This is a genomic window from Streptomyces sp. URMC 123 (assembly GCF_051386515.1).
Lineage (GTDB): Bacteria > Actinomycetota > Actinomycetes > Streptomycetales > Streptomycetaceae > Streptomyces.
The window spans coordinates 1-20,728 of the sequence record NZ_JBPQTV010000095.1 but is presented as its reverse complement, the minus strand read 5'-3'; the positions used below and the strand labels follow the sequence as shown (position 1 = coordinate 20,728).

The 20,728-nt window shown below is 74.3% G+C and carries 15 protein-coding genes; 4 read left to right on the top strand and 11 right to left on the bottom strand.

Annotated features, from left to right (window positions below; genetic code table 11):
- The first annotated feature begins 33 nt into the window (after positions 1 to 33).
- Together ACSNOD_RS14020 and ACSNOD_RS14015 are read left to right on the top strand one after the other, a co-directional pair.
- Positions 34 to 1,890, top strand: a complete 1,857-nt coding sequence (locus tag ACSNOD_RS14020) for a glycoside hydrolase family 3 protein (protein ID WP_436767231.1) — start codon at positions 34 to 36, stop codon at positions 1,888 to 1,890.
- A 116-nt stretch (positions 1,891 to 2,006) separates the two neighbouring features.
- A complete protein-coding gene (locus ACSNOD_RS14015) occupies positions 2,007 to 2,639 on the top strand; it encodes a hypothetical protein (RefSeq protein WP_436767230.1) in 633 nt (210 codons plus the stop codon).
- Positions 2,640 to 2,717: 78 nt separating this feature from the next.
- On the opposite strand, the gene ACSNOD_RS14010 is transcribed toward ACSNOD_RS14015, so the two are convergent.
- Positions 2,718 to 4,190, bottom strand: coding sequence for a S28 family serine protease (locus tag ACSNOD_RS14010; protein ID WP_436767229.1), 1,473 nt, complete (start codon positions 4,188 to 4,190; stop codon positions 2,718 to 2,720).
- 90 nt (positions 4,191 to 4,280) lie between these two features.
- Positions 4,281 to 4,676: a hypothetical protein gene (locus tag ACSNOD_RS14005; protein ID WP_436767228.1), complete on the bottom strand. Its 396-nt coding sequence runs from the start codon at positions 4,674 to 4,676 to the stop codon at positions 4,281 to 4,283.
- Between the two features lie 263 nt (positions 4,677 to 4,939).
- Here ACSNOD_RS14005 and ACSNOD_RS14000 point away from each other — a divergent pair, with 263 nt between their 5' ends.
- Entirely contained in the window at positions 4,940 to 5,485 is a 546-nt protein-coding gene (locus ACSNOD_RS14000) for a type 1 glutamine amidotransferase domain-containing protein (protein ID WP_436767227.1), read from the top strand.
- A 176-nt stretch (positions 5,486 to 5,661) separates the two neighbouring features.
- On the opposite strand, the gene ACSNOD_RS13995 is transcribed toward ACSNOD_RS14000, so the two are convergent.
- Together ACSNOD_RS13995 and speB are read right to left on the bottom strand one after the other, a co-directional pair.
- Positions 5,662 to 9,651 carry an ABC transporter ATP-binding protein gene (locus ACSNOD_RS13995; protein ID WP_436767226.1) on the bottom strand — a complete coding sequence of 1,330 codons (3,990 nt, stop codon included), beginning with the start codon at positions 9,649 to 9,651 and terminating at the stop codon, positions 5,662 to 5,664.
- A gap of 230 nt (positions 9,652 to 9,881) precedes the next feature.
- Positions 9,882 to 10,868, bottom strand: coding sequence for an agmatinase (gene speB, locus ACSNOD_RS13990; RefSeq protein ID WP_436767225.1), 987 nt, complete (start codon positions 10,866 to 10,868; stop codon positions 9,882 to 9,884).
- 152 nt (positions 10,869 to 11,020) lie between these two features.
- Between speB and ACSNOD_RS13985 the strand changes: the two genes are divergently transcribed.
- A complete protein-coding gene (locus ACSNOD_RS13985) occupies positions 11,021 to 11,818 on the top strand; it encodes a phosphatase (RefSeq protein WP_436767224.1) in 798 nt (265 codons plus the stop codon).
- Between the two features lie 76 nt (positions 11,819 to 11,894).
- On the opposite strand, the gene ACSNOD_RS13980 is transcribed toward ACSNOD_RS13985, so the two are convergent.
- From ACSNOD_RS13980 to ACSNOD_RS13950, 7 genes are all read right to left on the bottom strand, one after another.
- Positions 11,895 to 12,839, bottom strand: coding sequence for a cation transporter (locus tag ACSNOD_RS13980; protein WP_436767223.1), 945 nt, complete (start codon positions 12,837 to 12,839; stop codon positions 11,895 to 11,897).
- A gap of 57 nt (positions 12,840 to 12,896) precedes the next feature.
- Positions 12,897 to 13,781 carry an acyl-CoA thioesterase gene (locus tag ACSNOD_RS13975; protein WP_436767222.1) on the bottom strand — a complete coding sequence of 295 codons (885 nt, stop codon included), beginning with the start codon at positions 13,779 to 13,781 and terminating at the stop codon, positions 12,897 to 12,899.
- A 30-nt stretch (positions 13,782 to 13,811) separates the two neighbouring features.
- Positions 13,812 to 14,969: an acyl-CoA dehydrogenase family protein gene (locus tag ACSNOD_RS13970; RefSeq protein WP_436767221.1), complete on the bottom strand. Its 1,158-nt coding sequence runs from the start codon at positions 14,967 to 14,969 to the stop codon at positions 13,812 to 13,814.
- Positions 14,970 to 15,060: 91 nt separating this feature from the next.
- The gene (locus ACSNOD_RS13965; RefSeq protein WP_436767220.1) at positions 15,061 to 16,944 is read right to left on the bottom strand and encodes an ABC transporter ATP-binding protein; all 1,884 of its coding nucleotides are present in this window, start codon (positions 16,942 to 16,944) and stop codon (positions 15,061 to 15,063) included.
- An 88-nt stretch (positions 16,945 to 17,032) separates the two neighbouring features.
- Entirely contained in the window at positions 17,033 to 18,601 is a 1,569-nt protein-coding gene (locus tag ACSNOD_RS13960; protein WP_436767219.1) for a transporter, read from the bottom strand.
- Positions 18,577 to 19,371: an ABC transporter ATP-binding protein gene (locus ACSNOD_RS13955; RefSeq protein WP_436767218.1), complete on the bottom strand. Its 795-nt coding sequence runs from the start codon at positions 19,369 to 19,371 to the stop codon at positions 18,577 to 18,579. The genes ACSNOD_RS13960 and ACSNOD_RS13955 overlap by 25 nt, the downstream gene beginning before the upstream one ends.
- 165 nt (positions 19,372 to 19,536) lie before the next feature.
- Positions 19,537 to 20,728, bottom strand: a 1,192-nt coding sequence (locus ACSNOD_RS13950; protein ID WP_436767217.1) for a T3SS effector HopA1 family protein, incomplete at its 5' end; no start/stop codon positions are given.

The following is a 20,728-nucleotide window of genomic DNA, read 5'->3' as shown; positions in this document are numbered from 1 at the left end:
CCCCCGGGCGGCCCCGCCCCCTCCCGCCGCGCCGTGCTCGCCGCCTCCGCGGCCTCGGCCACCGCGGCGCTGCTCGCCGCCGACGGCGCCTCCGCCGGCGCCGCGGCGCGCCGAAGAGCGCCCCTCGAGGAAACCGGCCCCGCCGACGCTCCCGACCGCGCGGAGCTCATGGGTCTCATCGCCCGGATGTCCCCCGAGGAGAAGGTCGGCCAGCTCTTCGTGATGCGGGTGTACGGCCACTCGGCCACCGCCCCCGACCCCGCCGACGTCGCCCTGAACCAGAAGGAGCTGGGCGTCTCCAACGCCGCCGAACTGATCGCGAAGTACCACGTCGGCGGCATCATCTACTTCGGCTGGGCGCACAACACCCGCGACCCCCACCAGATCGCCGATCTGTCCAACGGCATCCAGCGGGCCGGCCTGGCCCAGCCCACCCCCGTACCGCTGCTGATCTCCACGGACCAGGAGCACGGCGTCGTCGCCCGCATAGGGGCGCCCGCCACCGCCGTGCCGGGCGCCATGGCGCTGGGGGCGCACGCCTCCCCCGCCGACGCCCGCGCGGCGGCCCGGATCGCCGGCGCGGAGCTGGCCGCGATGGGCATCCGGCAGAACTACGCCCCGGTCGCCGACGTCAATGTGAACCCCGCCAATCCGGTGATCGGCGTGCGCTCCTTCGGCGCCGACCCGCGCGCCGTCGCCCGCCTCGTCGCCGCGCAGGTGCGGGGGTACCAGGGGGTCGGGGTCGCGGCCACCGCCAAGCACTTCCCCGGCCATGGCGACACGACCAAGGACAGCCACTACGACATCCCGCTCATCACCCACAGCCGGCAGGAGTGGGAACGGCTCGACGCGCCGCCCTTCCTGGCCGCGATCGAGGCCGGCATCGACTCGATCATGACGGGCCATCTGCTGTTCCCGGCCCTCGACCCCGCCGACGACCCGGCCACCCTCTCCCGGCCCATCCTCACCGGCATCCTGCGCGAGCGGCTCGGCTACGACGGAGTGGTGGTCACGGACTCGCTCGGCATGGCGGGTGTGCGGCAGAAGTACGGGGACGACCGGGTGCCCGTACTGGCGCTCGCGGCCGGCGTCGACCAGTTGCTGAACCCGCCGGACATCCGGATCGCCTGGCCGGCAGTACTGCGCGCCGTACGGGAGGGCGAGATCGGCCGGGACCGGCTGGACCGGTCGCTGCTGCGCATCCTGCGGCTCAAGGCCCGCCTCGGCCTCTTCCGCGACCCCTATGTCACCCATGCGGGCGTGGACCGTACGGTGGGTTCCCGGCCGCATCGGGCCGGCGCCGACCGGATCGCGGAGCGGACGACGACTCTCCTGGTCAACGAGGCCACGGCGGGCCGTCCGCTGCTGCCGCTGTCCCGCCGGCGCCACCGGAGCGTGCTGGTGGCCGGGGTCGATCCGGCGCCGCCCACCGGGACCGGTGGCCCGCCGACCGCCGTACTGGCGCGCGAGCTGTCCGCCCTGGGGCACACCGCCACCGCGCTGACGACATCGACCGGCACCCGCCCCGAGCCCACCCAGGCGAAGATCGACGAGGCCGTGGCGGCGGCGCGCGGCCGGGACGCGGTCCTGGTGACGACGTACAACGTGGGGGCCGGCTCGGCGCAGCGCGCCCTGGTGGCGGCGCTCGCCGCGACCGGGGTGCCGGTGGTGCACCTGGCCATCAGGAACCCGTACGACATCGCCCGGCTCACCGACACGGGCCTGCGCGCGTCCCTGGTGAGCTACTCCTGGACGGAGGTCGAACTGCGCGCCGCGGCCCGGGTGATCGCGGGCCGGGCGCGGCCCAGCGGGGCGCTCCCGGTGGTGGTGCCCCGGGCGGACGCGCCGGACCAGCCGCTGTACGGCATGGGGTACGGCCTGTCGTACTGATCGCTACGGTGCGCCTCCCGCGCGCCTCCGCCAACCGGCCCCATGCGCCCCCGCGCGCCTGGCGCGACCCGCGGCACCGGGCCACGCTGGGAGCCGGGAACGGGACGGGGGCCGTCATGCGGGCGCACGGGGGGCTGTCGCTGTGGCTGGGGGCGCTCGCCGCGCTCCTGGCCCTGTCCGCCTGTCAGCGCGAGCCGGGCGGCGCCCCTGGGGGCCCGCCGGCCGACGCGCCCCGGCGGTCCGTCTCGCCGCAGCCCTCCGGCTACGGCGCCACGTTCCTGGGCGAGGGCGAGTGCGGCCGGCGCGCCGGGGAGGGCTTCGCGGAGGCCCCGTGCGCCGGCGCGCGGGCGGTGGCCCGGGTCGTCGCCCGGTACGAGGGCCGGCAGGTGGCGGGCCCGCGCTGCCCGGAGCACACGGACTTCGTCCTGCACATCACCGAGCACCGGCCGGCCGTCGACGAGGACGGCGACGGCCGGGTCCCGCAGGGCTACGCCTGCATGCGCAATCTGCGCCCCCCGCACCCCGGCGACCCGGGCGGGGGCGGCGGCCCCCGCACCGTCGTGGGCGACTGCCTGTACGCGGCGCGGCACCACGAGGTGAAGGAGACCGCCTGCGACGGGTCGGGCGAGCGGGCACCGGAGTTCCGGCTGACGGTCACGGTGCCGTCCCGGGACCGGTGCCCGCCCTCGACGGCCCTGTACGTGGACGTGGGCGGCGAGCGGCCGGTGGGCTGCGCCCGCCGCCTCTGAGAGCGTCACAGGGCGGCGGGCGCCGCTTCCGGGGCCTGGCCCTGGCCGAGGGCCCCGGGCCCGTTTTCGGCCGGTGTCCTACGGCCGCAGGGTCGTCCGCCGGTCGTCCTGGGCCCGGTCCAGCGCCTTGTTGTACGGCGCCAGCGGCTTGGCCGCCTGGTCGTCACCGCGCTGGACGGCCGCCGGGGCCACACCGGCCCAGGAGAGCACCGCCGCGGTCGCCCTGGCCCTGTCCTCGGGCGCCAGCTTCTCGATGTTGGCCCCGTGGTTGGCGCCCGGGGCGGTGAACACATGGCCGTCCTTGGCGCCCTTGCCCAGCTCGAACGGCTCGGCACCCCACGGGTCGTTCTCCCCGTAGACGAACAGCATCCGCTCGCTGTGGTGGCGCACCCAGTGGTCCACGTCCCGCATCACGCCGTGCCGCCACTTCATGGGGATGTCACGGGGCACATAGGCGCGCGGGGTGAAGTACCCGGGGTAGCGCAGCAGGCCCTTGAGGTGGGGGTTGCGCACGGTCGGCGCGCCCAGTTCGGTGCCCGCCTGGTAGTAGTACGGCGTGTAGGGGGCGAGCCCCTGGTCGGTGTAGGAGGCGAAGCCCGAGATGGCGTCCACGTAGGCGTAGAGCTCGTCGGTCGAGACCGTGCGGGCGGGCACCTTGGCGCAGTCCTTCTCGGAGCTGTACTGCCAGAAGGCCCAGACGAGGTCGAGCGCGGCGCTCTCGTACGCCTTGTCGAGGCTGCCGACGGTGTGGAAGGTGGAACCGTTCTTCTCGGCCCACGCCCGGTACCGGTCGGTCATCTCGGTGCGGCGCAGCAGGGCCTCGCGCTGGATGGTGTTGAGCGCGGTCCGGCACTCCTGGGTCGAGACGCTCGCGAAGAACCGGTCGTAGGCGGAGTCCTCGCGGTCGTTGACGTCGTTCGGGGCGACGTAGGCGATGGTGCCGTCCATGTCCCGGGGGTAGAAGCGCCGGAAGTAGGTGGCCGTCATGCCGCCCTTGCTGCCGCCCGTGGAGAGCCAGTTCTTGCCGTAGATCGGCTTGAGGGCGGCGAAGACGCGGTGCTGGTCGGTGGCCGCCTGCCAGATGTCGAGCTTCGACCAGTCGGCGGGCTCGGGCCGGGAGGGGGTGAAGTACCGGTACTCCATGGACACCTGGTTGCCGTCGACCAGGCGGGTCGGCTCACTGCGGGTGGGGTTGGTGGAGACGTTGTAGCCGGAGGTGTGGAAGACCGTCGGCCGGTCCGTGCCCTTGTGCAGTACGGTCACCCGCTGCTTGAAGGTGCCCTTGTACGGCCGCCGGTGGTCGACCGGCTGTTCGTACTGGAGGACGAAGTAGCGGTATCCGGGGACCGGTTTCTCCTCGACCAGGCTCATGCCCGGGATCGCGAGGAGACGGTCCTTGATGTCCTGGGTCGTGGGGTCCGTGACGGCCGTCGCGGCGGTGGCCGCTCCCGCCGCTCGCCCACTGCCGTCGGCATGGGCGGTTCCCCCGGTGGCGCCGGCCGTGCCTATCAGCACCGCCAGGGCCACCGTCCATCTGAGCGCCTTGCGCATTCGCCCTCCCCTTGGGTTCGCAAAGGTCGCGGCGAACCTACCGGGAGGGCCCGGCGGTGACCAGACGTGACGCGGCCGGAGGGCGGGCTCTCAGCAGAGCGTCCAGCCGGAGTCCGCCACGTGGTCGCCCACCCGCCCGCGCACCAGCACACAGCGGTTCCCGGCCGAGGCCCGCACCGGCCCCGCGTGGTGGGTGTAGCGGCCGCTGTCCACCTGAGGCCGGCCGCCGCGCGCCTGGATGCTGACGCTCATGGTGGTGCGGACGCCGGGCGTACGGGTGTAGGTGATCGCGCACCGCATGGTGTGGCTCCGGTAGACGCGCACCTGGCCGTTGGGCAGGTCCAGGGTGCGGGCCAGGTGGCCGGGGCAGCCCGTGGGGGCGGCGGCGGCCGGCGCGGCCCCCGGCCCGATGAGCGCCACGGCGGCGGTCGCCAGCGCGGCGGTGATCCCGAGAGTTCTGCGGCGCCGTGCCACGCCTGTGCTCACCCTGCCTCCTCGATGTCCTCAGTACGGCGAACCCGCGCCACCCCCGTACACATGTTCGTCAAGCGGGAACACCTGTTCCGACCTACGGACGCCCTGGGGCGGAGAACGGTTGCGGCGGACCCGGCGGCGCGGCCGTTTCGCCCCTTTCCGCCCGGGTAGGCGCAGAATCGAGATCGCAGGGATCACCCGCGCCGCCCGGGCAGCGCACCGGGCCGCCGGGGCTCCCATGGGTCCACCCGATGCGAACGAAAGGACTGAGAGACGTGAAGGTTGCCTTTCTCGTGGCGCCCGAGGGCACGGAGCAGGTCGAGCTGACCGAGCCGTGGCAAGCGGTCCGGGACGCCGGCGGCACCCCGCGGCTGGTGTCCACGAAGACGGGGCGGATTCAGGCGTTCGACCACCTGGACCGGGCCGACACCTTCCCGGTGGACGAGACGGTCGAGGCGGCCTCGGTGGCCGACTACGACGCGCTCGTGCTGCCCGGCGGGGTGGCCAACCCGGACTTCCTGCGCATGGACGAGGGCGCCGTCGCGTTCGTCAAGGGCTTCTTCGACGCCGGCAAGCCGGTGGCCGCGATCTGCCACGGGCCCTGGACGCTGATCGAGGCGGACGTGGTGCGCGGGCGCACCGTGACCTCGTGGCCGAGCCTGCGCACCGACCTCGTCAACGCGGGGGCCACCTGGGTCGACGAACAGGTGAAGGTCTGCACCGGCGGGCCGAACACGCTGATCACGAGCCGCAAGCCGGACGACCTCAAGGCGTTCGACGAGGCGCTGGTGACGGAGTTCTCCAAGGCGGCCGGCGGCTGACGGCCCGCCCCGGCGCACGCTGAGCGCCGCCCGGCACGGCACACGGTGTCCGCGGTCCCGTTCGACGGGGCCGCGGACACTCTTGTGCGGGGCCGCCGCCGCTCAGGCCGCGGACACGCTCATGCGGGGCCGCCGCCGCCCATGCCGCGGACGCTTCTGCGCGGGGCCGCCGCCGCTCAGGCCGCCGTCACCTCCGGCTCGCCCACGAAGGTTCGCCACAGCCGGGCGTAGTGGCCGCCCCTGGCCAGCAGTTCGGTGTGCGTGCCGTCCTCGACCACCCGGCCGTGGTCCATGACCACCACCCGGTCGGCGCGGGCCGCCGTCGTCAGCCGGTGCGCCACCACCAGCGTCGTACGCCGGCCGGCCAGCCGGTCCGTGGCCTGGTTGACGAGCGCCTCGGTGGCCAGGTCCAGCGCCGCCGTCGCCTCGTCGAGGAGCAGGATGTCGGGGTCGACCAGCTCGGCCCGGGCCAGGGCGATCAACTGGCGCTGGCCGGCGGAGAGATTGCGCCCCCGCTCGGCGACGGCGTGCAGATAGCCGCCGTCCAGCGCGGCGATCATCTCGTGGGCGCCGACCGCGCGGGCCGCCGCCTCGACCTCCGCGTCGGAGGCGTCCGGGCGGCCGTAGGCGATGGCGTCGCGGACCGTGCCGGGGAACAGATACGGCTCCTGGGGGACGATTCCGAGCCGGTGCCGGTACTCGGTCGGGTCGAGCTCGCGCAGGTCCACGCCGTCGGCGGTGACCCGGCCGGACGACGGGTCGTAGAACCGGGCCACCAGCTTGACCAGGGTGGACTTGCCGGCGCCGGTCTCCCCGACGAAGGCCACCGTCTGACCCGCCGGTATCGACAAATCGATCCCGGTGAGCGCCTCCTCCGGCTGGTCGGCCGGGCCGTAGTGGAAGTGGACGCCCTCGAAGGCGACCTCCCCGCGGAGCGTCCGCACCCGGCGCGGCCGCTCGGCCACCGGGGTCGTGGTGGGCTCGCGCAGCAGTTCCTGAATGCGCCGCAGCGACACGGTCGCCTGCTGATAGCCGTCGAACACCTGGGAGAGCTGCTGCACCGGGGCGAAGAAGAGGTCGATGTAGAGCAGATAGGCGACCAGGGCACCCGCCGTCAGCGTGCCCTCGCTCACCCGGCCCGCGCCGACGACCAGGACCAGGGCCGCCGCGACCGAGGACAGCAACTGCACGAAGGGGAAGTAGACGGAGATCAGGAACTGACCGCGCACACGCGCCCGGCGGTAGGCGTCGCTCCGGGCGGCGAACCGCTCGGCGCCCACGCCCTCGCGGCGGAACGCCTGGAGGACGCGGAGGCCGGCCACGCTCTCCTGGAGGTCGCCGTTGACGACGCTCACCCGCTCGCGGGCCAGTTCGTACGCCTTGACGCTCTGACGGCGGAAGAAGACCGTGCCGACGATCAGTACGGGCAGCGTGGCGAAGACGACCAGGGCGAGCTCGGCGTCGATGACGACCAGGGCGACCAGGATGCCGAAGAAGGTCAGCAGCGAGACGACGGCCGTGACCAGGCCCGTCTGGAGGAACGTGGACAGCGCGTCCACGTCCGTGGTCATCCGGGTCATGATCCGGCCGGTCAGCTCGCGCTCGTAGTAGTCGAGGCCGAGCCGCTGGAGCTGGGCGAAGATCTTGACGCGGAGGGAGTAGAGCACCCGCTCGCCGGTGCGGCCCGTCATCCGGGTCTCGCCGAACTGCGCCGCCCACTGGGCGAGGACCACCAGGAGGGCGAGGCCGGAGGCCGCCCAGACGGCGCCCAGCGCCGTCTGGCGCACGCCCTCGTCGATGCCGTGCCGGATCAGCACCGGCAGCAGCAGGCCCGCGAGCGCGTCGGCGCTCACCAGCAGCAGGCTGATCAGCAGGGGGCCGCCGAAGCCGCGGAGCAATTGGCGCAGGCCGTAGTCGCGCTCGGGGCGGGCCGCCTTCTCCTCGTCCACGTCGGGGAGGTCGTCGGCGGGCGGCAGCGCGGCCACCTGGGCGAGCAGCTCGGGGGTGGCGGGCGAGCCGGCGAGGGCGCCGGCCGCTCCGGGGCCGGCGGCCGGGGCGGGTGCGGTGGCCGGGGCTCCCGTGATCGTGGTCGTGGTCGTGGTCGCCGAAGCCGAGGCAGCCGTGGTCCGGGCCGTCGCCGCCGTGCCACGCGCCGGCGTGCGCGCTCCGTCTCCGCGCCCCCACAGCTCCGGGGTCACGCCGTCGACGACGCGCCGCCGCGCGTTCACCGGCTCGGAGTCGATCTCCGCCTCCACGTCGATGTCGGCGGCGATGTCCACCTCGCGGCGGTCGGCGTCACGCCGGTCGACGTCACGGCGGTGGGCCTCGCGGCCCGCGCCGCGGCCGGCGTCCCTGCGGTGGCCCTCCGGCGACCTGAGGCCGGCCGGGTCCCGCTCGACCCCGCCCAGCTCGTCGGGGTCGGTCAGCAGCCTGCGGTAGAGGGCCGAGCGCTCCTGGAGCTCCTCGTGCGTGCCCAGGTCCGCCAGCCGGCCGCCGTCGAGGACGGCGATCCGGTCGGCGAGGGCGAGGGTCGAGCGGCGGTGCGCGATGAGCAGGGTGGTGCGGCCCGCCATCACCTCGCGCAGCGCCTCGTGGATCTCGTGCTCGACGCGGGCGTCCACGGCCGAGGTGGCGTCGTCCAGCAGCAGGAGGCGGGGGTCGGTGAGGATGGCCCGGGCGAGCGCGATCCGCTGGCGCTGGCCGCCGGAGAGGGTCAGCCCCTGCTCGCCGACCTCGGTGTCGTAGCCCTCCGGCAGTTCGGCGATGAAGCGCTCGGCCTGAGCCGCCCGCGCGGCGGCCCGGATGCTCTCCTCCGTGGCGTCCGGCCGCCCGTACGCGATGTTCGCGCGGACCGTGTCGGAGAAGAGGAAGCTGTCCTCGGGCACCATCCCGATCGCGGCGCGCAGCGAGTCCAGGGTCAGATCGCGCACATCGTGCCCGCCGACCCGTACGGCGCCCGCGGAGACGTCGTAGAAGCGCGGCAGCAGCAGGGAGACGGTGGACTTGCCGCTGCCCGACGCGCCGACGACGGCGACCGTCTCCCCGGGCTCGACGCGGAGCGAGAAGTCGGACAGAACCGGTCGGTCGGGCGCGTAGCCGAAGCTCACGGAGTCGAACTCGACCGTCGCGGGGGCGTCGGCGGGCAGCTCCAGGGCGCCGGGGCGCTCGGTGATGGCCGGCTCGGTGTCGATGACCTCCAGCACCCGCTCGACGCCGGCACGGGCCTGCTGGCCCACGGTCAGCACCATGGTGAGCATCCGCACCGGCCCGACGAGCTGCGCCAGATAGGTGGAGAACGCGACGAAGGTACCGAGGGTGATCTGGCCGCGGGTGGCCATCCAGCCGCCGAGCGCCAGCATGGCCACCTGGCCGAGCGCGGGGACCGCCTGGAGCGCCGGGTTGTAGCGGGAGGTGAGCCGGATGGTGCGCAGCCGGCCCGCGAACAGCCGGCGGCTCGCCTCGCGCAGCTTGGCCGACTCCTGCGCCTCCTGGCCGAACCCCTTGACGACGCGGACGCCGGTCACGGCGCCGTCCACCACGCCCGCCACGGCGCCGGCCTGCTGCTGGGCGTACCAGGTGGCGGGGAACAGCCGCTTGCGGCTGAGCTGCGCGATGAACCACAGCGCCGGGGCGACGGCCAGCGCGACCACCGTCAGCAGCGGCGAGAGCGTGGCCATCACGACCAGCGAGACGAGGAAGAGCAGGATGTTGCCGATGGTCATCGGCAACATGAAGAGCAGCCCCTGGATGAGCTGCAGATCGCTGGTGGCCCGGCCGACGACCTGGCCGGTGTCGAGCTCGTCCTGGCGTCTGCCGTCCAGCGCGGTGAGCGAGCCGTACATCTCGGTGCGCAGGTCGTGCTGGACGTCCAGGGCCAGCCGGCCGCCGTAGTAACGCCTGATGTAGGTGAGGACGTAGACCACCAGCGCGGCGCCGACCAGGACCGCCGCCCAGGGGGCCAGCGGGCGGCGGTCGGCGACGATCACATCGTCGATGATCAGCTTGGTGACCAGCGGGACCAGGGCCATGACGGCCATGCCCACCAGGGACGAGCCGAGGGACAGCAGTACGTTGCGGCGGTAGCGCCAGGTGTACCCCGCCAGCCGCCGCGCCCAGCCCGGGCGCTCCCCGTCGTCGCGCGCCTGGTCCGTCCCCGTCCCCGTCACCGGTCTACCTCCGTCGTGCTCGCTCACCTGGCGCCCCGGAAGTCCGGAGAACCACGATCCACAACACCGGCGGAGTGTGCTTTTGTTTCAATTCTTTGTACGTACTTGGTCGCACACGGTGGTCGGCCGAAGGGACCAGGTCCCCGCGGCCGACCCGTGGGCGCTCGGCAAGTTCACCCGTTCGGGCTAAATGACCCGGAACGGCCCGGAGGGGGCTCGGACAGCGGCTGTCACGCCTTGTCCGCCGCGCCCGCCTTCTCGGCGGCGATCTGCCGCGACATGATCGTCGTCAGCTCGTACGCCGTGTGGGAGGCGGCCACGCTGGTGATCTCGGCGTGGTCGTAGGCCGGGGCGACCTCCACGACGTCGGCCGACACCAGGTTGCAGGAGGACAGCCCGCGGATGATCTCCAGCAGCTCGCGCGAGGTCAGGCCGCCCGCCTCGGGCGTGCCGGTGCCGGGGGCGTGCGCGGGGTCCAGCACGTCGATGTCGATGGAGATGTACAGCGGGCGGTCCCCGATGCGCTGGCGGAGCTGGTCGGCGACCTCGTCCACGCCGCGCCGCATCACATCGGCCGAGGTGACGATGCCGAAGCCCATCTTCTCGTCGTCGTCGAGGTCCTGCTTGCCGTACAGCGGGCCGCGGGTGCCCACGTGGGAGAGCGCGGAGGTGTCGAGGATGCCCTCCTCCACGGCGCGCCGGAACGGCGTGCCATGGGTGTACTCGGCACCGAAGTAGGTGTCCCAGGTGTCGAGGTGCGCGTCGAAGTGCAGCAGCGCCACCGGGCCGTGCTTGCGGGCGACCGACCGCAGGATCGGCAGCGCGATGGTGTGGTCGCCGCCGAGGGTCATCAGCCGGGCGCCGGTGCCCAGGAGGTCCTCGGTCGCGGCCTCGATCGTGTCGACGGCCTCGTTGATGTTGAACGGGTTGGCGGCGATGTCACCGGCGTCCGCGACCTGCGCCAGCGCGAAGGGCGAGGCGTCCTGCGCCGGGTTGTACGGGCGCAGCAGCCGGGAGGCCTCGCGGATGGCGTTGCCGCCGAAGCGGGCGCCCGGCCGGTAGGAGACACCGGTGTCGAAGGGCACGCCGACCACCGCGACATCGGCGGTGCCGACCTCGTCCAGCCGGGGCAGTCGGGCGAAGGTCGCGGGTCCGGCGTAACGCGGGATGCGGGACGAGTCGACGGGGCCGACGGGTTCACGGGCGGCGGTGCTCATACGACTGCCTCTCGGCGATCGGGGGACAGGGGGACGTACGGCCTTCGAGACTAGGCAGACCTGCGGGTTTCTCACATGTACGTTCCAGAGTTCTTGCGCCCCACGATTTGGACACCACGTCCATCGCGCGCGGGACGCGACAGAATGGGCACATGCCGATACCGAGCTCAGCCCCCAGCCGCGCCGCACTGGTCGACCACCTCGTCCGGACCCGCATCGCCGGGCACGTGGCCACGCCCCGGGAGAACAACCTCTCCCACTACCGCAAGCTCGCCAACGGCGACCGGCACTATTGGCTGGGTCTGGAGCTCGGCGACCGGTGGACCGACGAGCAGGACGTGCTCGCCGTGATGGCGGAGCGCTGCGGTGTGGTCGACGACCCCGAGCACCGCACCGGCCAGGACACCATCGACCCCGAGCTGACGGTCTCCGCCCTCGACCGGGCGGCCGCAGTACTGCGCAAGGCGGTCGCCGGGCGGCAGCGCGTGCTGTTCGCGACCGGGCATCCCGGAGGACTGCTGGACGTGCACCGCTCGCTCGCGGCGGCGGTCGGCGCGGCCGGCTGCGAGGTGATGACGATCCCCGGCGGGCTCCAGGCCGACGAGGGCTACGTCTTCCAGTTCTGCGACGTGGCGATGCTGGAGCGGGGCGCGACGCTGTGGCACACCCACTCCCCCGAGCCCATGGCGGCGATCCTGGACGCCCTGGAGCTCCAGGGCCGCCCGCTGCCGGACCTCGTGGTGGCCGACCACGGCTGGGCGGGCTGCGCGGGCCAGCGGGGCATCGACGCGATCGGCTTCGCGGACTGCAACGACCCGGCGCTGTTCCTGGGCGAGGCGGAGGGCACCCTCGCGGTGACCATCCCGCTCGACGACCATGTGCTGGACCCGCGGTTCTACGACCCGCTGACCGGGTACCTGCTGGCGGCGGCGGGCCTGCTCGACGTCTGACGGGCCCGCCACGGGCCGGCCGGCAGAACTGTGCGAGGGCCGACGGGCCCGTCCCACGCCCCCGGCGGACCGGTGGTCACGCGGGGCGGGTCTGGTACGGGCCCGGCGTGGGGTCGAGGAACACCTTGCCGACGCCCGGGAAGCGCTCCCGCAGCACCCGCTCCGCGTCCTCGCACGCCCATTCGATCTCTTCGGCGGTCGCGTAGTCCGTGAAGTCGACCTTCGCGGCCACCAGCACCTCGCTGGGCCCCCGGACCACGGTGACCAGCTCCAGCACCCCCACCACGTACGGCAGCTCCAGCAGCTCGTCGCGGACCCGGTCGCGCATCTCCCGGGGCAGCGAGCGGCCGTCCGGCACCACCTCGGCGCCCGCGCGGCCCAGCGCCCCGGCCACCGCGAGCAGCAGCAGCGCGATCAGCAGGGACGCGATCCCGTCCCCGGCGCGGGAGCCGGTGAGCCGGCCGGCGAGCAGCCCGCCGGCGGCCAGCAGGGGGCCCAGCACGGCCGCCGCGCCGGCCACCAGGTCGACGCCCAGCGCGCTGTCCGGGGTGTGCCGCAGGGCGAGCCGGCGGGGCACGGCGAATCGATCCGCCTCGGCACGCAGCCGGGCGAGCCGGAGCCACAGCGTCCGGCCGGCGACCAGCAGGGCCACGGCGAGGACGGCGTACGAGATCGTCGGGTCGCCGGGGTCGCCGCCCTCGGCGAGGGTGCGCACGCCGTCGTAGAGGGCGAAGACCGCGCCGGCGGTGTAGGCGGCGACGGCGAGGAGCAGCGCGCGGACCCGGCGCTCGGGCCGGTGGCCCTCCGTGGGCCGGTCGGCCGCCGCGGGCCCGCCCGGGGACGGCGGCGGCAGTGGTCTGCCGACCGCGTCGGCCAGGGAGTGCGCCGCCTCGGCCAGCATCGCGCTGGAGCCGCTGACCACCCCCGCGACCGCCTTGGCGGCCGCGAGCCCGAGGGCCGTCACGGCGCCGGAGACCGCCGCGGCCCGCCCCGGCCGCCCGTCCTGCTCATCGCTGCCCATGATGCGCGAGTATGCCCGACCCGCCGCGCGGACCGGTCACCCACCCGGCGAGGGCGGCTACCAGGGCACGCGGACGACGCCCTCCTGGATGACGGAGACCGCCAGCCGGCCGTCCGCGGTGTAGATCCGGCCCTGGGCGAGGCCGCGGCCGCCCGACGAGGACGGGCTGCGCTGGTCGTAGAGCAGCCACTCGTCGGCCCGGAAGGGCCGGTGGAACCACATGGCGTGGTCCAGGCTCGCGCCGACCACGTCACCGACGGCCCAGCCGCCCCGGCCGTGCGCGAGCAGTACGGAGTCCAGCAGCGTCATGTCGGAGACATAGGTGGCCAGGCACACGTGCAGCAGGGGCTCGTCGACGGCTCCGTCCAGTTTGCCGTTGGTCCGGAACCACACCTGCGACTTCGCCTCGCGCGGGCCCTGCCCGACCGTGGCGTACGGCGGCTCGTCGACGTAGCGCAGATCCACCGCCCGGCGCGCCTCCAGCAGCCGCTCGACCACCGACGGGTCCCGGAAGAACCGGGCGTAGCGGGGCAGCGCCTCGGCGCCGGTCGGCAGCGTCTCCGGGTCCGGCGCGGGCGGCATGCGCTCCTGGTGGTCCAGCCCCTCCTCCGCCACCTGGAAGGAGGCGGAGAGGTGGAAGATCGGCTGGCCGTGCTGGACGGCCACCACCCGCCGGGTGGTGAAGGAGCGGCCGTCGCGGATGCGGTCCACGGTGTAGACGATGGGCGCGCCGGGGTCGCCGGGGCGCAGGAAGTAGGCGTGCAGCGAGTGCGCCGAGCGGTCGGCGGGCACCGTACGGCCCGCCGCGACGAGCGCCTGGGCGGCGACCTGGCCGCCGAACACCCGCGGGATGACGGAGGCATGGCTGTCGCCGCGGAAGATGTCCCGCTCGATGCGCTCGAGGTCGAGGAGGTCGAGCAGGTCCTGGAGTGCTGTGCTCATGGGTCCGTGACTGTTTCCGGGGCCGGGCCGTCAGAGGCCGAGCGACTTGGCGACGATGGACTTCATGACCTCGCTGGTGCCGCCGTAGATGCGGGTGACGCGGGTGTCCGCGTACAGCCGGGCGATGGGGTACTCCGTCATGTAGCCGTAGCCGCCGTGCAACTGGAGGCACTTGTCGATGACGACGGCGGCGCGCTCGGTGCAGAACAGCTTGGCGGAGGCGGCGTCGGCCCCGCTGAGCTCCCCGGCGTCGTGCGCCTCCAGCGCGCGGTCCACGACGGCCTGCAGGGCGTCCGTGTCGGCGCGGCACTCGGCGAGGACGAACTTGGTGTTCTGGAACTCCGCGACGGCCCTGCCGAAGACCGTACGGTCCTTGACGTACTCCAGCGCGAACCGTACGGCGGCCGCGGCCTGGGCGTAGGCGCCGACGGCGATGGCGAGCCGCTCCTGCGGCAGGTTGTGGGTCAGGTAGGTGAAGGCCTCGCCCTCCTCGCCGAGCCGGTCGCCCACGGGCACCCGGACGTCGGTGAAGGACAGTTCTGCCGTGTCCGAGGCCTTGAGCCCGAGCTTGTCGAGCTTGCGCCCCACGGCGTAGCCCTCGCTGCGGGCGTCGACGGCCAGGAGGGTGAGGCCGCCGCGGCGGTCGCCGTCGGTGGCGGGGGCGGTGCGGGCGACGACGAGCACCCGGTCGGCCTGGGCGCCACCGGTGATGAAGGTCTTGGCGCCGTTGAGGACGTAGTGCGTGCCGTCGTCCGACAGTACGGCGGTGGTGCGTATCCCGGCGAGGTCGGAGCCGGTGCCGGGCTCCGTCATGGCGATGGCCGTCATCATCTCGCCGGAGACGAAGGGCGGCAGCCAGCGGCGCTTCTGCTCCTCGGTGGCGTACGTGAGGAGGTAGGGCAGGCACAGTCCTGTGTGCACCCCGGCGGCGCCGAAGCTCACCCCGGCCCGGGCGGTCTCCTCGGCGATGACGGCGTTGAACTTGAAGCTCGTCTCGCCCGCGCCGCCGTACTCCTCGGGCACCTGGATGCCGAAGACGCCGAGTTCGCCGAGCCGGCGGTAGAAGGCCCGCGGCACCTGGCCGGCCGCCTCCCACTGGGTGTACACCGGGGCGACCTCGGCGGCGATGACGTCGCGGAGGGTGGCCCGGAACGCCTCGTGGTCCTCGTCGAACACCGTGCGCCGCATCGCGCCTCCTCGTCTCCCCGTCGCGCCCGGCCCCGGTGGACCGCATACGGCTAAGCGCTTGCTCAGCTGCTCAGCGAAAGCTACCCGCGGGTCAGTCGGGCTGTCCAGAGTCGGTCGCGGCGCCGGCGAGGGCGGGGGCCGGGGCCACTGCGGCGGGCTCGGGGGCCTGCGCCGTCCGGCTGAGCATCTGGGTCGTGGACAACACGCGGTAGAGGTCGTCGGTCCTGACGAGGTCGTCATGGGTGCCGGTGGCGCGCAGCCCGCCCTTGTCGAGGACGAGGATCTGCCGGGCCTCGGTCACCGTGGACAGCCGGTGGGCGACGACGAGCACCGTGGTGGTGCGGGAGATCTCGGCGATGGCGTCGCGCAGTTCGAGCTCGTTGAGCGCGTCGAGCTGGCTGGTCGCCTCGTCGAGCAGGAGCAGCCGGGGCCGGCGCAGCAGGGCGCGGGCGATGGCGACGCGCTGCCGCTGGCCGCCGGAGAGCGCGGTGCCGCGGTGGCCGACGGGGGTGTCGAGCCCGTCCGGCAGCGCTTCCACGAGGGAGGTGAGCCGCGCCCGTTCGACGGCGAGGGCGAGGTCGTCCGTACGGGCGTCGGGCGCCGCCAGCAGCAGGTTGTCCCGCAGCGTTCCGGAGAGGACGGGCGCGTCCTGCTCCACGAGGCCGATGGTGCGGCGCAGTTCGGGCAGCGACCAGTCGCGGATGTCGCGCCCGCCGACCTCGATGGTGCCGGCCTCGGCCTCGTAGAACCGTTCCAGCAGCGCGAACAGGGTGCTCTTGCCGGTGCCGGAGGGGCCGACGACCGCGGTGAGCCCATTGGCGGGCACCTCGAAGGACAGGCCGTCGAGGACCGTCGGGCCGTCCTCCCGGTAGCGGAACCGGACGCCGCGGAAGGCAACGGAGACGCCGGAGCTCTCGGTGCCGGCCTCCCTCGGAGAGGCGGCCGGTGCGGCCGCGGCGGCCCGCGTTCGGGCCTCGGTCCCGGCCGCGGTGGCCTCCGCGGTGGTCTCCGCCGTGGGCTCCTCGTCCAGATCGGCCACCTCGCCGATCCGCCGGATCGCCGCCATGCCGACCTGCAGACCGCTGATCCCGCTGGTCAACTGGTGCACGGGGCCCACCAGGTAGAACAGGTACAGCAGGAAGGCGATCAGCGAGGAGACGGACAGCGAGCCGTCGGCGACCCGCGCGCCGCCGACGCCCAGGACGGACAGGAACGACAGCTGCACGACCAGCCCGCCGGAGACCCCGGCGACGGCTCCCCAGCGGGCGGCCTGCACGCCCCGCCGCCAGGCCGTCAGCGCGGCCCCGTGGAGGGACGCGGCCTCCCGGTCCTCGGCACCGCTGGCCTTGACCGTGCGGAAGGCCCCGAAGACGCGCTCCAGGCCCGCTCCGAGCTCGCCCAGGGCCTCCTGGGCCCGGCGGCCCGCCCGGCCGATCCTGGGCATCACCAGGGCCGTGCAGCCACCGATGAGTACGACCACCCCGAGCACCACGGCGAACAGCACGACGTCGAGCCGGGCCATCATGACCAGCATGCCGAGCAGCGTGATCGCGCCCACGGCCACCTCGACGAGATGGCTGGTGGCGGCGGAGCGCAGCAGGGTGGTGTCCGCCGTGACACGGGAGATCAGGTCTCCCGGCCGCTGCCGGTCGACGGCGTCGACGCGCAACCGGAGCAGCCGGGAGATGAGACCGCGGCGAGCGGTGAGCACGACGCTCTCCGCGGCCCGTTCCATGGTGTACATCCCGAAGGCGCCGACGACGGCGCCGCCGAGGACCAGCAGGCCCAGCAGCAGTACGGGGCGCAGCACGCCCTCGTCCGCCGCGAGGGAGTCCACGAAGGACTTGGCGACCAGCGGCTGGGCGAGCCCGGCCAGCCCACCGACGGCGGTCAGGACCGCCCCGGTGACCAGGGCGGCACGGTGCGGCCGGGCGTGGCCGAGCAGTCGGCGGAAGGCTGAGTCGTTCGTTGTCACAGCGCGTCAGGGTCCTTGCGGGCTCGGGGTGGGCGGATCGGGGGCCGGACCGGGGGGCCGGTGGGCCGGGCCGGGGGCCGGGTGGCGGTCAGCCGAGGCGCAGCGCCGTCAGCACGTCCGGATAGGTCCGGTACAGCCGGTTCCCGGTGCGCCGCAGCACGACCAGGGCGACCAGCACCCCGTACCCGACGCCGATCGGCAGCAGCAGCCAGGAGGTCGGGGAGCCGTGCAGTACTGCGGCCGCCACGGCGATCGGGGCGGCGGCGAGGGGACCCGCCACGGAGGCGGCGAAGTTCATCAGGTGGTACGTCCCGCCCTGGCCCGGCACGCCCACCGTGATGGAGTCGTGCTCGAAGGCGTACGGCCAGCGGACGCTGATGACCGCGCCCAGGGAGAACGTCACGCCGAGCATGGCGTAGGTCAGGCCCAGCACGGCGGGCACCTCCGCCATGCGGCCGGTGACCAGGCCGAGCACCACGGCCATGGCGCCCAGCCACGGGACGGCGACGACCGCCTGGGCCAGGAAGCGGCCGGTGACCTCGGCGCGGGCGTGGGCCCTGCTGCGCGTGGTGGCCACGTTCGTCCACACCGCCGAGCCGTCCATGCTGAACAGCATCGAGGGCGCGGTCAGGGCGAACACCCAGGCGCCGCCCAGCACCGCGTACGGGTTCTTGACCGCCACCGCCACCAGCACGACCGGGAAGAGCAGCGAGTAGGCCAGCGCGGTGACCATCAGCATCCGGTGCCGCGGGGCGCGGGTGAAGCAGCGCAGCTGATGGCGGGTGATCAGCAGGGTGCGGTTCGCCGACACCAGCCGCGACAGCGCTCCGGTGCCCTCGCCGCGGGCGCGCACGGACCGCGCGGTGGAGCTGTCGGCGGTGGTCATCAGCCGCACCAGGGACGCGTGCCACCAGGCCATCAGCAGCACGATCAGTACGGCCACACCGGCCAGTTCGGCGAGCGCCACCCCGTAGCGGCCCTCCAGGGCGGCCTGAGGGGCGTCGGCGGCCCAGCCGGGCGGGGTCCAGCGCAGCACCCGCGGCACGGCCGGTGGCAGCGCGGGGCCGGCGGTGCCGGCCGAGGAGAGCAGCAGATAGGTCGCGTACGAGGCGAGGGCGGCCAGCAGGCCGCCGAACGCCGCCACGTCCTTGCCGCGCCGGCTGGTCAGGGCGCGCGCGTAGGCGGCGATCAGAGCCCGCGAGGCGACCACGCACAGCAGCAACGCCAGTACTGCGGCCGGCACGCCCACGAGGAGCGCGGGGCCGAACCCGGTGACGGCGGCCACCGCGCCGCCGATCAACAGGAGGGTGGCCAGCGGCCCCGGCCCCACCAGGGCCGCCGCCGTGGAGCCGAGGATCAGCGGGCGCGGCCGTACGGGCAGCACGGCGAGCCGGGTCGGGTCGGCGCTCTCGTCGCCCGAGCCGGAGCCGGAGGAGAGCGGCAGCACGATCCAGCCCAGGGCGAGGCCGGCGAAGGTGACGACCGCGAGGTCCGCGGCGCCGTCCTCCCCGTGCCGCAGGGCGAGTTGTACGGCGACGACCGAGGCGGCCACCAGGGCGACGGCCGTCCCCACCACGAATCCGACGACGCGCGCGGTACTGCGGCGCAGGCTGCCCCGCAGCAGTGCGAGCTTCAGACGGACGAAGAGCCCAACCACGCGAGCGCCCCCTTCCGCGCGTTCCCCTTGGCCCCGCCCTTGGCGATCGGGGCGCCGACCAGCTCCATGAAGACCTCGTTCAGCCCCTTGCCGCCGCGGACCTCGTCCAGGGTGCCGGCGGCCACGACCCGCCCGGCCGCCATGATCGCCACATGGCCGCACAGGGCCTCCACGAGCTCCATGACGTGGCTGGAGAAGACCACGGTCGAGCCGGAGGCGGTGTAGCTCTCCAGCACCCCGCGGATGGTCTGGGCGGAGACCGGGTCCACGCTCTCGAACGGCTCGTCCAGGAAGAGCACCGGCGGGTTGTGGAGCAGGGCCGCGGCCAGGCCGATCTTCTTGCGCATGCCGGTCGAGTAGTCGACCACCAGCTTGCCGGCGGCCTCTTCGAGACCGAGCACCTCCAGCAGTTCCGCGGCCCGCTCGTCGACCTCCGCGCCCGGCAGCCCGCGCAGCCGGCCGGTGTAGGCGAGCAGTTCACGGCCGCTGAGCCGCTCGAAGAGGCGCAGCCCCTCGGGGAGGATGCCGATCCGCTCCTTGGCCTCGTACGGGTCCCGCCAGACGTCGTGGCCCGCGACCGTGACGGTGCCGTCGTCCGGCCGCAGCAGACCTGTGATCATGGAGAGGCTGGTGGTCTTGCCGGCGCCGTTGGGGCCGACGAGCCCGTAGAAACTGCCGCGCGGAACGGTCAGGTCCACTCCAGCGACGGCGACCTTGTCCTCGAACGCCTTCCGCAGTCCTCGCACCTCGACGGCGACAGGGGGTTGCACGGGCTCTCCTTTCCTGGAACCGCGGCGTTCCCCGGACCGGGACCTTCCTCGAACGGGGGCTTGCACCGAACAGGACTGTCCCTCTCGAACCGGGACCGCGCGCGGCGGGTCGAACGGTGGGGCGGGGCCGGGCGCGCGGCCGTTCGGTGCCGGCGCCCGGGGACTTCACGGTGGGGGGACCGGTGGAGAACCGATGTTGCGGAACGGCGCGGCGGGGTCGGCGCCGGCGGCGCGGAACGCCTCGGCGACGACGGAGGCCAGCGCCTCGGAGCCGGTGGTCGCGTCGGAGTCGGACATCCCGCGACCGGTGGCCGCGTCGCCCCCGGGCCCGGCGAGGGGCAACAGGCCCTGTCGCGCCGCGGCGACGGCCGCCTCGGCCAGGGCCCCGGCCCGGTGCTGGCCGAAGCTGAGCCGGCCGTTGCCGGGGCGGGGGTCGGCCGGCTCCCAGGCGATGGCGGCGCCGGGGCCGAGCCGGTGGGCGAAGGCGGAGGTGTCGGGGGCGACGCCGGGCAGGTCGCGGACGGTCCCGGCCACCTCGTGGCAGGCCGCCCACGACTCGCGGCCCAGGTAGACCACCAGGGCGTCCCTGCGGGGGTAGGAGTACGGCGTGGAGAGCACCTTGGCGTGGTAGTGCGCCCCGGCCGCCTCCAGCCGCTCCAGCACGGCCGCCCAGGCGGCCACGGCGCTCCGCGCGTCGGCGAGGTGGACGTAGACCCGGAGCAGGTCGTCGCCGAACTCCGGCTCGCGGGTGCCGAAGACGTAGAAGAAGCCGGGCGACAGCGCGGGCCGGTACGGCGCCAGGCGGACCCGGACGAGAGAGCCGGGCTCCGGCGCGGGACCGTCCTGGCCGACGAGGGCGGAGGCGGGCACCCGCACCCGTACGCCGCTCTGGTCCATCGCCACCAGCACCCGCTCCTCGGCGGGTGCTCCCGGGCGTTCGGCGGGGGCGGCAGAACTGTCGGAGGGCCGCGCGGGGAGGCGCGACGCCAGTACGGTCGCGGGCCGGACGATGTGCTCGTGCGGGACGGCGGCGCGCAGTTCGGTCTCGAACGCGGGCTCGCGCAGCGTCAGCCGGACCTTCTCCTCGTGGGCGCGGCCGCTGTGGAGGACGTCGTACAGTACGGCGCCCAGTTGGGGTTGGAGGTCGCGGGGGTCGTCCGCACGGACGGTGCGGTCGCCGACCGTGGCGGACCGCAGGTCCTCGGACATCCGTATCCGGCGCAGCGCGGCGAGCAGTTCGGGCGCGACGGGGCCCGCCGGGGAGCCCGTCACGAGGTCGGTTACGGGGTCCGTTACGGGCGCGTCCGCGGTGGGCCCCTGTGAGGTGGGCTTCGGCGCGGCGGCGGGGGTGCGGTCT

Excerpts from the sequence above, each read along its gene's own strand:
- ACSNOD_RS13970 (WP_436767221.1), bottom strand. The coding sequence starts at position 14,969 with ATGCGGCGCACGGTGTTCGACGAGGACCACGAGGCGTTCCGGGCCACC.
- ACSNOD_RS13985 (WP_436767224.1), top strand. The coding sequence starts at position 11,021 with ATGCCGATACCGAGCTCAGCCCCCAGCCGCGCCGCACTGGTCGACCAC.
- ACSNOD_RS13975 (WP_436767222.1), bottom strand. The coding sequence starts at position 13,781 with ATGAGCACAGCACTCCAGGACCTGCTCGACCTCCTCGACCTCGAGCGC.
- ACSNOD_RS14015 (WP_436767230.1), top strand. The coding sequence starts at position 2,007 with ATGCGGGCGCACGGGGGGCTGTCGCTGTGGCTGGGGGCGCTCGCCGCG.
- speB (WP_436767225.1), bottom strand. The coding sequence starts at position 10,868 with ATGAGCACCGCCGCCCGTGAACCCGTCGGCCCCGTCGACTCGTCCCGC.
- ACSNOD_RS13980 (WP_436767223.1), bottom strand. The coding sequence starts at position 12,839 with ATGGGCAGCGATGAGCAGGACGGGCGGCCGGGGCGGGCCGCGGCGGTC.
- ACSNOD_RS14010 (WP_436767229.1), bottom strand. The coding sequence starts at position 4,190 with ATGCGCAAGGCGCTCAGATGGACGGTGGCCCTGGCGGTGCTGATAGGC.